Raw genomic sequence first — 12,581 nt, 5'->3', positions numbered from 1 at the left:
TACAATGCAGCAAGTTTTTGATGCGGATGCCGGTGTCTTACTAGGCTCTACTGTAGGAGGGTATATCGGTTCGAAGCTTGTCCCGGGGTAGTCCACGACTAAAATAGGAAGGCATATATGCGATGTCTCTTCCTTCACGAAAGTTGTTTCTCAATGGAAGCCTTGTCAATTACAGACCAGACTTCCTTTATTTTGTTATCACTGAATTCATAGAAAACATTTTCTGCGAACTGGACCCTACGGCCGTTAACAGGCAGGTCCATAAATATTCCGATCGGGGAACAATCGAATTCAAATCTGCAGGCGACAAAAGAGGTGTCGACCACCAGTAATTCCGACTTGAAGTAAAGATCGGGGATGTCCCGGAAATTCCCTTCCAGCATTGACCGATAACCCGTCAATCCAATCTCCTGTTTATTATAAACCACCCGGTCACAAATAAAATTCTTGAGTTCGTCCCATGCCTGCCGGTTCAAACACTCCAGGTAATCGCGATATATGTAATAGAGTGGATTCATTCTGCAATTTTTATCTGACAATAAAAAAATGATTGTGGCGGTCGCTCATAATTCCAATCGCTCCATACGGCTTCTGATTCCCTTCTTTCCGTCCATTCGATTGCGCCTTTTTCAACGCCGCTTGAGTTTGTGACAGTAACTGTCTCCACATTAAAAATAAAGTACCATTTCTTTATCAACTCACCCATCCAACAAATACGGCGCATAGCAAGCGTTCAGAAAAGAAGTAAAAGCCTATGTCGAAATTGCACCCAAAGTTACCGTTTGGGAAAAGTTATTTAATTGCCACCAGGAATCTTCCTGTAATTCAAAAGTAAGTTAACGGTTTTCTATTCAGGTTCATCATATTATTCTTGAAATAGCGTACAGTTTCAAATATGCTGTTTGCCAGGGTAAGATAGAAAATCCAGTTCCGTATTTGCAACAGCAGACATATGCAATAAGCTTCAGTAAAGTGCAATTATGTTTTTTTATAAGCATTTGCTATAGCCTAATAAAAAATCTTACCTTCAGCAGGAAGGCACAGACAGGAATAACTTGCAACTAAACATCATAAACCCGTCCTTTAATTTGATGGAGATACAACAGCTTAGGAGTATAATAAAACCCATTGTATCTTAAAATAAGTGACTCCAACATAAATATCCTGACATTTCAAAATGTAGAATCAAAAAACGGGACTTTTAATGGCATACTACGAGGAGTTGGAAAAATATTCAATCAAACATTTGTTACTTTAAACGTTAACAACAATCTGTTTCAATGCAACTGAAAACAATTTCCTTAACTACTTCATTCGTCTTATTATCAATTTTATTAGTAAATGCTCAAAATCAAAAACCCACAGATAAGACTGCTGTCACTGCAAAGCGAATGATTGATGTTCGTTCAGGAAAAGAAATTCCTGACGTAGTTATTCTAATAGAAAATAACAAGATTACAGGAGTAGGCTCTAAACTGAAAATACCTGATAGTATACAAATTATTGCTTTAGGTGATGTAACACTTTTGCCGGGGCTTATTGATGCTCATACCCATTTACTTCATCAATATTATGCAAAATATGGAGATGATAACTCGAATAGGCTGTTAGAGATGGTTCAACTCGGGCCTGCTAAAAGAGCATTACTAGGCGTAAGGTTAGCACGTGAGATGCTGGAGGCTGGCTTTACCTCTGTGCGGGATTTGGGTAATGCCGGCATCAACGCCGACATTGCACTAAGAGACGCAATTAATAGCGGAGATGTAATCGGACCACGTATGTTTGTTTCCACCAGGGCACTTTCCCCTGTAGGTGGTCAGTTTCAGTCAGTGACACCAGCTGCACAAGAGTTAATAAGCCAGGAGTATGTTCAAATTAGTGGTGCGGAAGAAGCCAGGAAGGCCGTACGTCAAGCTATATATGATGGCGCTGATTGCATAAAAGTTATAGCCAATGTAGGCACCCGCAGATTATCATTGGAGGAGATGAAAGTTATCGTAGCGGAAGCCAGGCGGGCTAACTTGCCAATAGCTGTACATGCAACTGACGGCGATGGCCCTTCTATGATAGCAGTTGAGGCAGGAGTGAGTTCTATCGAACACGCATATACAGTCTCAGACACTGTGCTTAACTCGATGGCCAGGAAGAAAATCTTTTTGGTTCCCACAGATGTACCTGGAGTAACGAGATATCAGGAAAGAATCAAAAGAGCTGTAAAAGCAGGTGTGCGAATCGCAATAGGTTCAGACATTTATTATGAATTTCCAGGGAAAACCCGAGGTCAAATCAGCGCCGGAATGTATAAAACTTATGTAGCATCCGGAATGACTAATATTGAAGTATTACGTGCTGCAACCATTAATCCTGCTGATTTAATAGGAAACAATTCAATAGGCGCTATTGAAGTTGGGCGCTTTGCAGACATTATTGCTGTTAAAGGAAATCCATTGGCGGATATCAGTGTTTTGGAAAATGTGTTTTTTGTAATGAAGGATGGCAAGGTTAGCAAATATCAATCAGTTGTTAAAGCGGAAGATTAGCAGTCAGCAAGAAAAAATATATTTAATCTATTGAAATTACATCAATCAAGAACGATTCAATCCCTTCTTACTGCAAAAGGTACCGTTTAGACAACTGTACACAGGATTCCGCATAAGTATTTTTACATCTTTTGTCGAATTAAATATTTCAATAGCCATTGCTAAAAACAGATAGGTGCTAATAATGCTGCAAAAGAAATGGCCACTCAGCTCCGAAGTGACTTTATTACTTTACCATGACCTCGTCTGAAATACGGAAATAATCAAAATCGGCATATCCTCCAGGTTCTTTGGTCGCATAGTTGAACAAACCAAATCTATATCCCATAAAGTGCGGTAGGGTATACTTCATTTGCAATGGTGTACCGATAGAATTCCACGATTTACCGTCAAGACTATAATAGAACCTGGCAATATCTTTTCTGTCGGTAAAATTGCAATCTGCTTTCAGGTAAATAGTACTTTTATTCAACGCTATCTGGGCAACTTCTTCAGGATTATCACCTGTGGCATTTACCATAACCAATGTTCTCTTTGTTCCATTAATTTTTACGCCTAACAGTCCGAAATTCTTTTGCAAAAGGCATAGACCGGCAAAATCACCGTCTTTCATCCTGGAGACATCAATTGATGTACAGGCAGAAGATGTAGGCCCAAAAGTCCGCTGCGTCAAGGTGTTCCTTGCCTGCAGGAAATCCCTGTTCACTACTCCGGTGGTCAGGCGTAAAAACCCTTTCCGTCCTTTCAGTGACCATAACCCGTTATCTGGTTGATGGTTCCATTGCCAAACCAGAGGAAAGGACGCATCTTGTAAACCACGGTTAAATTCATCGGATGCCACAATGCCCGGAGAGAGTGATTGATTGGCAGTGAGATTCAGCGCCATGGGTACTTTTCCATCATCACCCAGTACTGGCCAGCCGTTTTCCCATTTTACGGGAACTAAGTAAGGTATGCGTCCTACGGCACCGTTGTCCCTAAACAGGTAGGCGAACCATCTGCCATCAGGCATATCTATAAGACCGCCTTGTGCTACCCCTTTATCCTGGAGCGCTGTTTTCCCTTCCCATGGACCTGTTATTTTATCTGCCCTGTGTATCACTACGGATCGCTGTCCGCCAGCAGGCCAGGTAATGTTGAAAAGATAGTATTTGCCCTTTATTTTGAATAATTGTGAACCCTCAGCCGGCAAGCCCTCCCTGCTACCTGAAGGCGAGGTGGGAAGACTGGCGTTTTCAATGATCACCTGTTCGCTACCTGGTGCAATACCTGTGAGTTCGCTGTTTAATTCTACCAGCCTTATTTTACCACTACCATACACCAGGTATGCTTTGCCATCGTCATCGAAAAAAAGCGAGTGGTCGTGCATCATCGGCTTAAATGAAACACCTTTCCAGGCACCCTTTTCTATGTCTTTTGTGGAATAGATATAGGTTTTGCCTGTGGTTTGGGAAAAGGTGCTGACGTAATATGTGCCATTATGATAGCGCAGGCTACTGGCCCAGGAACCCCTGCCGTACGTATTCTTGCCGTTTCTGAGATTCAGTTCATCCATATTGCCTAACGTGTCGTAAGCATAGCCAATCAATTTCCAGTTTACAAGATCAGTCGATTTCATGATGGGCAGGCCAGGGCTCATGTGCATAGTTGTACTGCTCATATAATAGTTATTGCCTACCCGTATTATTGACAGATCCGGTACGTCGGCATAGATGATAGGATTATGTGCTTTTTCGTGCTGTGCCTTTATTGGCAGGAAACTAGAAATATGTAAAATTCCAATAGCGAGTGTTAACCGGGCAAGGCGATTTAATTGGGTTTTCATAACAATTTTTTATTTTGTAACATGTAATGTCAAATGGTAATTCAAGTGAATGTTTTTGTAATATAAATATTATTCAATGAATGGACAGGGATAATTCATTATATGTGGCGATCAATCCTGGACACAATCTCATAAACTGTATAAGTCCCAATTGAGGTCTTATCTTATCCAACTCGTATTCTATTCATTCTCGTTCATTTCCTTTTGTAACATCGCCATGTCCATCGCCACTTTAGGCTGCGTTACCTTCGCATAAATCATTGTCGTACTCAACTTCGTATGACCTAACATTTTACTGATTCATTAATGTAATTGTAGTTGCAAACGTATGCCTCGCAATATGAAACGTCAGGTGCTTTTTTATCTCACAGATTTCACTGATTATTTTAAGACCTCTATTGATATTTTGATTGGTGGTGCCTGGGAAAATATACTCCGAGTCTTGATTGTATATATTCAATATCGATATTACCCGTTTGAGTAAGAGTACATAAACAGATGTACCCGCTTTTGCCCTGGATGTCCTGATCCATTTCATCCCATCATCATTAGTAAATATATCCTCCGGTTTCAGACTCAATAAATCCGTAAATGCTAATCCTGTGTAACAACTAAAAAGAAACAGGTCCTTTACCTGCTTTAATATCCCATTTTCAAATTCCTTATTCTCTATTGACTCAAAAAATCCCGCTCCTTATGCCTAAATTTCAAACTATACAATTCAAACGGGTTTTTATCCACCCATTCATTATCCTTCGCCCATTTCATTATTTTCTTCAGGCCTTCCATATGCTTCATTACCCCATTTTTCGTGCATTGATCATGCTCCTTCAATGGCTATGTCCTTACATAATGCTCAAAACCAGTAATAAACTCAAAAGCCAGCTTCCTGAGCAACACGTCATTTGTACCATAATGTTTTTTAATAAACAGCTGCAAATAGCTCTCAGTAGTACGGTAGTTTTTCATAGTCCCCGGGGCCAGGACTGTTTTCATTATTTCATTATGATAGCCTATAAGCCACATCAAAGAATGCTGTTCTGCAGGCTTATCGTCATTTAAAAATGCCTCCTTCACCATATCAGCATTTATTCCCTCATTTCCCAATCTTAACTGCTGGTAATGCCTGACCAACTTAGCCCTTACCACTTCCAAATACCTGCTAAACCGTCTCAACTCATCCGACTTATTCTTAGCACATCCCTTCGCCTCATTCCAATCAGAGGGATTGATTTGCTGCTTCATCCCCAGCTCGCACTTAGTCTTGTTCACCACAATCCGGGCATATACATACCATCTCCCGGCCGGCATACGGCGCAACACAAACTGCCCCCAAAATGTCCTTTCTTTCCATTGAAATCATTTTTACGTGTTTAACCAATTCACCAATACTTCACTCACAAGCCACGAAAAAGGAAATCACATCATTCAAGAACGACTCAACACCTTCTTACAGCATAAAGAACAAGAAGTTATACATTAATCCGTGAACTACTAAGTTAATTCACTATTCAATTCACTCTTTACGCATCAGAAACATCGATATCCATACCCCCACACTACACCCCCAAAAACACAAAAGGCCCGTAAAACCTGCGTTCTACGTGCCTCCTGATATCCTTTGATATTAACTACGTCGGGACGACTGGATTCGAACCAGCGACCTCTTGCACCCCATGCAAGCGCGCTACCGGGCTGCGCTACGTCCCGTTCCGGTACATCATTTTTTAAATGACGGGATGCAAATGTAATATTTAATTTCTTTTTATAAAATTTTCTTAACAGGTTTTTAAAAAGCCATATCCCCCTCAACAAGGCAACATAAATGAAAATACCGTCCCCTCCCCTTCTTTGCTCTGTACAAAAATCCTCCCCTTATGCTTCTCCACTATCTTCCTGCTTATATATAACCCCAAACCCATCCCCGGATAAGTATCCATATTCTTCGCCGTCACCCGGAAAAAGCGCTCAAAAATCTTATCTATATCACCCTCCGGAATTCCCAATCCCTCATCCTGAACACTCACCCTAACCCCCTCCTCCTCTTTCCTGCTCCCGATCCGTATTGTAGTACCCTTAGGCGAATACTTAATCGCATTCGACAATAAATTTGTAATCACCTGCCCAATTCGTTCCCTATCCGCAATTACACACGGCAAATTTTCAGTATGCAATTCAAACACATGATTGGTCGTCCTTTTTATTTCCTCCACCCTATCCCGCAGCAATTCGTTCAGGTCTATCTCCTCCAGGTCTAATCGCAACTGCCCTTCCGAAATCTTCGTTGTATCCAGCAGATTATTGATTAACATGATCAGCCGGTCTATCTGTGCATTCAATCGGAACAGCAAATTGCTGGCATCCTGGTTCCCTATCTCCTCCAGCCTTTCGGCTACTATTTCGGCATACACCTTCATACTGGTTACAGGCGTTTTCAACTCATGACTGGCAATACCTATAAATTCATCCCTCAGTTTGAGCAGGCGTTTTAATTGTTGCTCGCTTTCCCGCAAAGCCTCTTCCGCCCGTTTCCTTTCCGTAATATCCTGAAAGAGAATGGTAACCTGGGGAGCGCCATCTGGATTAGCTTTGGGAGAAATGTAGAAGTCATACCAATGTCCATGCAAAGCCATAAAACGCTCCAGGCGCTCAGAAATGCCTGTCTTCACCACCCGGTCGTATATTTCCAGCCAGTAGTTTTCTGCGCCCGGGGCCACTTTACTCCACAGCTGCAGGGTATAATCCGGAACCCCCGTGAGCCTGGTGGCCGCAGGATTACCTTCCAGGTAAAGAATGTCTACCGGTAGCCCAAGGTGGTTGTAAATCACTTCTGCCAATACGAAGCCTTCATCCATAGACTCGAACAGGGTCCTGTATTTTTCCTCACTTCTACGTACGATTTCTTCAGATTTAGCTCTCTCTGTTGATGCCCAGATCCGTGCCGCTGTTTCAGCAAGCAGCGTCACTTCATATTCCTTCCAATGGCGGGGAGCAGATTCCGAGACGATAAGCGCACTGACTAAAACATTGTCCTTAATAAGCGGAATGAGAATAAAGGAAATCACCTGGCTCACTTCCAGGGCAGGCAGATATTCAGGCGGAATGAAATCAACTTTGTAAACATCGTCAATCACAACAGGCTCGCCCTTCTTGTAAAGCGGCAGGATCCAGGAAAAAGCGGATAGCGGATGGATGCCAGCCAGGGAAGGCGAATCACCGCTAAGGTAATTCTGGTTTACTTTTACATAATTATCGGCCTCACTAATTCCGGCATAAAATGCCCGGCCAGCTTTCAGCTCTTCGCCCAGCAATCTGCAGGCAGCAGCTTCTATTTCTGTAGCATCGGAAAGCGGCCGAAGTGCATCACCTAGTTTTAATAAATATTCCTGTTGTTGTTCCCGGCGTTTTCGTTCTGTGATGTCATCATAAATACAAGCAATCACCGGACTACCATCCCCTCCAATCCTCGACATATAAGCACTAAACCATTGCCCCAGTTCCTGCACAGGATATTCTACCCGGATTGACTCCCCCGTGTAATAGATCGTCTCAAGCATCTGGTGCCATGCAGGTTCCACGTAGGGCAGCAATTCACTCATTCGCTTACCAACCGGGTCTTTAATCCCCGTCATCTTTGTAAACACCGGGTTATCTTCCCTATGCCAATAATCAATGACCTTTCCGTTTTCGTCAAAGATCAGTTCAATCAGGCTAAAACCCTCATCGATCGAATTGAACAAGGTGCGGTATTTTTCTTCGCTCTTCCGTAAAGCTTCTCCCACTCGTGCGCGTTCCGCCGAGGCACACATCCGCTTCATCGTTTCGCCTGCCAATTCCACTTCCTCCTCTTTCCAGGCCCGCGGTATTATATCGGTCATAGACAATGCTCCTATCCATTCTTCATCTTTGATAAGGGGTACAGTTACAAGAGAGCAGGCCTGTATGCCTTCCATGGCTGTTATAAAATCCGGAGGCACAAAACCGGCCTGGTAAAGGTCTGGTATGATCACAGGTTCACCCCGGCGCAGCGTGCCTGCCCACCAACTATATTTCTCAAGGGGATACTCCCCGGCGATGGAGATGGCACCAGCACCCCGATATTGACTCTCTATCCTGATGATACCCTCTTTGCCAGGGATTTCGTTAAAGTATACACGATTTACGCCCAGCCATTCTCCAAGAATACGGCAGGCAGTGATTTCAATTTCTCTTGCATGGGAAAGCGGGCGCAGGGCATCGGAAAGTTTAAGCAAATATTCCTGTTGCCGCTCACGCTGTTTGCGCTCGGTGATGTCTGAAAACACAACTGCTACCTGTTTACTCCCCTCACCGCCTATGCGGGAGGAAAAAGAGCTGTACCAACGCCCGGTCGCCTCGTGCCAGTCTTCAAAATGAACCGCTTCACCTGTTTTAGCCACCCGGTCATACACCTCCAGCCAGTAACTTTCCGTTTCCATCGAAAAATCACTATGCAGTTTGCCTACAACATCTTTCAGGCCCGTATGTTTTTCATAAGCAGGGTTCACTTCTATCCAGCGAAGGTCTGTTGGCGTACCGGAACCATCATAAACAAGTTCGTAAATACAAAAGCCTTCCTGGATTGAATTGAAAATAGAATAGTACTTATTAGTAGCATTACTTGCAATCTCATCTTTAAGACGCAGAATCTCCTGCTTTGCCTTTTTTTGTGCTGTAATATCACGGGTGGTCATCAGCACTCCATCATTCTGCTTTACAAGAGCCTGATAGAACCATTGCTCTTCAAATTGTTCATAAGAATAATACTGCTCCTGCTCGTTTGGCACACCTGTATCCGCCACCTGCACCATGCGCGCAAATATACCAGAGGGAATAACAGCCGGATTGAGCTGAAGCAGGCGTTTTCCAATTAAATCCCCGTTTTGCTGAAAACCCTTGCTATTCTGAATCTTCCATGTAAAGTCCGTTATAGCTCCATTCTTATCTCTCACCGCATCAAAAACCTGAATAATATCCAACGAGCTATCAATTATAGATTGCCATAACGCTTCATTGCTACTAGGTTCCATAAAGCCTTAATATTGAAATTGTTCATCTGTAAATTAAGGCAATCATTTTACATGAACTAACGATGATGAGAGACCCGGGGTATTACAACTCAACTAAACATATCAGTGATCAGACTATTTATTAATTCCCAATCCGTAGCCTTACCAGGCTCACCTTTTAGCAAAGCCAGCTTCTTCTGCCATGCAGTCTTTCTCTCCTGCTGCTCCTGTACCAGGCGCTCCTTATTGATATGAGTACTACCCCAATCCTTTGCTGCTGCCAACTGCACCTGCATATCCATGGCATTAAAGAAGCGCTCTCCAAAATCTTCCACTTCCCCTACAAAACTTTCATACGGCATCTCCATCTCTCCATTTCCCGCCGTCCACACCGGTATATTATTTTCCGTCAGGTAATCCGCCTTCCAGACAATCGCCAACTTATCTCCATTCCTGAAAAAACTAATCCCTGGTCCACCCGTCAAATGCATCGCAATCAGCGTTCTGCTATAGATCCATTCTATCGCCTTTTCAAACCTGTCATAGGTAGCCTCATCAGATACCTTCTCCAACCATTGCTGCACGGCTCCATAAAAGCGGTACAAGTAATGATTACTCTTTGCAATTGAATAAAACCCATCCGGTACCAGTGTTGCTATTGCTTCAAATAGTACTGAGAAATCTTCTATCAAACGCGCTACCGGGTATTCTACATAACGAGCATCCTCCTCACCGGTCAACACGTCATTGGTATACTCATAAAGCATCGCCTTATTCAAATCCAGCCAATATTCTCCTTCAGTAAGTCCCAGCCAGTCCATGCTGGTATCAGGCGCATCTCCCCAGGGAGCAATGCTATCCGGATGTTTCAGTTTAAAATTAATAAGCGCCATAGAAAATAAAAAAGTCCTGCGCAAGGTAGTATAAAAAGTAATAAGGATCTTCCAATTCCACTTCCTATGCGACCACATCTGCCCGTCCACCCAGCCGCTCAATCCGCCCTGCAATCACCCTTTGCTCCGCTACAGATCCCGTAAGCGCCAACGCCTTCCTATAATGCCCTATAGCCTGCCCCACATCCAGCTCACTATACAAAAAACCCATCAGGCCATGATAATAACTGTTCTGCGGAAAATCAATCTTCTCCATTTCCTTCAACGCCTGCTTACATCCATACACCTTCGCAAACGCAAACGCCCGGTTAATCACCGTCATCGGCGAATATTCCAGCATTATCAGCTGATTGTACAACTGTAATATTTGCGGCCACTTAGCATCCCCACCAGTCGTATGCCAGCAAGCTATCCCCGCTTCCAGGTGGTATTTAGATACCACCTTATCCGCAAAAGCCTTCCCGAGATAATAATACCCCTTCTGCATAAGGAACTGGTCCCATAATTCCCTATCCTGGTCCTCATACAAAATGGCCTCTCCCAATTCGTTTGTCCGTGCATTCAAACGCGAACTCTGAAAACTCATTAACGCCAGCAGCGCGTTGGCCTCAGAACTATTCGTCAGCTGATTCTCCACCAGCAATAATGTCAATCTCATTGCCTCTGCACAAAGGTCTTTCCGGATAAACACCTTTTCATTCTGTGAAAAATATCCCTCATTAAACAAGAGGTAGATCGTCTTCAACACTGCAGACATCCTCGCATCTACCTCCATCCGGTTCAATGACCTGAGCTGAAAACTATTCGTCCTCAGATTTACCCTTCCCCTGTGCAGGCGTTTTTTGATCGTCTCCCTGTTTGAAAGAAAAGCCCCCGCAATCTCTTCCACACTAAACCCGCAAAGTATTTGCAAAGCAAGGCAGATCTGCGTTGAAGGAGGATTTACAGGATCACACACCACGAAGATCATCAGGAGCTGACTATCCGCTATGATCTCCTCACTAAACTCAAACTCCTGCTCCGCCTCTTTTTCAGTTCCCTTTATCTCATTTTTAATTTCAGATTCAAATAGCACTTGCCGCCTTAAATAATCTTTCGCTTTATTCTTTGCCACCGTATAAAGCCATGCTGCCGGAGAGGCAGGTATTCCATGTACCGCCCAGTGACTCATAGCTTTTACAAAAGTCTCGCTGGCAATGTCTTCTGCCACTTCTATATGCTGCAAACCGAAATGACGACTCAGCACGGCTGTAATCTTTGCATATTCCTGGCGAAAAAGATGGGGAATCAGGGTGTCGATATGCTCATTGTTTACATTCATAAAGCCTGCTTTTGCACTCACATTGCTATGGAAAACAGGTACTCTTATACACACCGAATGACGACAAGATCTGCCGTCATTCAGGATCCTGCCTCCTTATTAAATCAGTTTAACTATGGTCGTCCGGACTCACCACCTTTCTTACCTCCACATGACCACCTACATTCAGGATCGGGCATTCCCGGGCAATACTCACCGCATCCTCAATATTCGCTGTCTTCACAATGATATAGCCATTGATAAATTCCTTCACCTCCGTGTAAGGCCCATCAGTAACTACATCTCCCGGCTTTACTGTTTTGCCCTCTGACATGGAAAGGCGGTTCCCCCTGTCAGCCAGCTTGTCCTGTGCAGCAATACCTCCCATCCAGTTCATCCAGTCGGTCAATAACTGCTGCATCTGCTCAGGTGAAGGATTTCCGCCTTCCTGAACACTGTTTCTGAAGATCAAAACAAATTCTTTCATGTTTAAAACGTTTATGTTCGTATTGATAACGATCGAATATGTGAGACGGGGACAAACTATGCTTTCAATCGTTCCAGCGCCAATACAGGCAGATTAGTATCACCACTTTGTTGTTCAAAATGGAATGTCAGATCGGTGATCAGCCATTTGTAAGCAGCCAGCTTCAATGTCACATCATAAGTACCTTCCACCACCCAGCATGCAGTCCCTATCCAATGCTCCGCCACACCCTTAAAATGAGCCGTACAGGTGTCCCCGTTCTCATCTACCACAAACCCTGACAGCCGGTGGATGGTCTTATCAAACCCCGGCAGAAATCCGGACCACATATCTGTAATCTGCAGCGGGGTCAATACCGCCCCCGGATTGCCATTCATAGACGAATAATCAAGTAATACACGGTCACTCATCGTTACCGCTACCTTTTGCCAGTCACGTTCGTCCGCGCCGGCAAATAATTCCCGTATCTGGTGAATGATATCTGTTTTCATGATGTAAGTGCATCCAGG

At 43.7% G+C, this 12,581-nt stretch carries 9 protein-coding genes, 1 tRNA gene and 1 pseudogene; 1 reads left to right on the top strand and 10 read right to left on the bottom strand.

The window, feature by feature from the left end; all coding sequences use genetic code 11:
* Positions 1–134 precede the first annotated feature (134 nt).
* Positions 135–518 (bottom strand): ester cyclase, encoded by a 384-nt coding sequence (locus tag DXN04_RS27185; RefSeq protein ID WP_116856560.1) that lies wholly within the window; start codon positions 516–518, stop codon positions 135–137.
* 762 nt (positions 519–1,280) lie between these two features.
* Between DXN04_RS27185 and DXN04_RS27175 the strand changes: the two genes are divergently transcribed.
* Entirely contained in the window at positions 1,281–2,540 is a 1,260-nt protein-coding gene (locus DXN04_RS27175) for an amidohydrolase family protein (RefSeq protein ID WP_116856558.1), read from the top strand.
* 226 nt (positions 2,541–2,766) lie between these two features.
* Here DXN04_RS27175 and DXN04_RS27170 read toward each other — a convergent pair whose 3' ends face one another.
* The 9 genes and pseudogenes from DXN04_RS27170 to DXN04_RS27130 all read right to left on the bottom strand — a co-directional run bounded on the left by DXN04_RS27170 (position 2,767) and on the right by DXN04_RS27130 (position 12,563).
* Positions 2,767–4,365: a glycoside hydrolase family 43 protein gene (locus DXN04_RS27170; protein ID WP_116856557.1), complete on the bottom strand. Its 1,599-nt coding sequence runs from the start codon at positions 4,363–4,365 to the stop codon at positions 2,767–2,769.
* Between the two features lie 292 nt (positions 4,366–4,657).
* Positions 4,658–4,990 carry a site-specific integrase gene (locus DXN04_RS35895; protein ID WP_394337847.1) on the bottom strand — a complete coding sequence of 111 codons (333 nt, stop codon included), beginning with the start codon at positions 4,988–4,990 and terminating at the stop codon, positions 4,658–4,660.
* 44 nt (positions 4,991–5,034) lie between these two features.
* Positions 5,035–5,676, bottom strand: a pseudogene (locus DXN04_RS35890) (phage integrase SAM-like domain-containing protein).
* Positions 5,677–6,001: 325 nt separating this feature from the next.
* A tRNA-Pro gene (locus DXN04_RS27155) sits at positions 6,002–6,075 on the bottom strand.
* Positions 6,076–6,173: 98 nt separating this feature from the next.
* Positions 6,174–9,413, bottom strand: coding sequence for an ATP-binding protein (locus DXN04_RS27150; protein ID WP_116856554.1), 3,240 nt, complete (start codon positions 9,411–9,413; stop codon positions 6,174–6,176).
* An 89-nt stretch (positions 9,414–9,502) separates the two neighbouring features.
* Positions 9,503–10,285 (bottom strand): DUF5984 family protein, encoded by a 783-nt coding sequence (locus tag DXN04_RS27145; protein WP_116856553.1) that lies wholly within the window; start codon positions 10,283–10,285, stop codon positions 9,503–9,505.
* Between the two features lie 64 nt (positions 10,286–10,349).
* Positions 10,350–11,606: an RNA polymerase sigma factor gene (locus tag DXN04_RS27140; protein WP_116856552.1), complete on the bottom strand. Its 1,257-nt coding sequence runs from the start codon at positions 11,604–11,606 to the stop codon at positions 10,350–10,352.
* Between the two features lie 109 nt (positions 11,607–11,715).
* Positions 11,716–12,072 carry a YciI family protein gene (locus tag DXN04_RS27135; RefSeq protein WP_116856551.1) on the bottom strand — a complete coding sequence of 119 codons (357 nt, stop codon included), beginning with the start codon at positions 12,070–12,072 and terminating at the stop codon, positions 11,716–11,718.
* A 56-nt stretch (positions 12,073–12,128) separates the two neighbouring features.
* Positions 12,129–12,563, bottom strand: a complete 435-nt coding sequence (locus tag DXN04_RS27130; RefSeq protein ID WP_116856550.1) for a nuclear transport factor 2 family protein — start codon at positions 12,561–12,563, stop codon at positions 12,129–12,131.
* Positions 12,564–12,581 lie beyond the last annotated feature (18 nt).

It is taken from the genome of Chitinophaga silvisoli, assembly GCF_003412465.1.
Classification (GTDB): Bacteria; Bacteroidota; Bacteroidia; order Chitinophagales; family Chitinophagaceae; genus Chitinophaga; species Chitinophaga silvisoli.
This window is presented reverse-complemented; position numbering and strand designations above follow the sequence as displayed.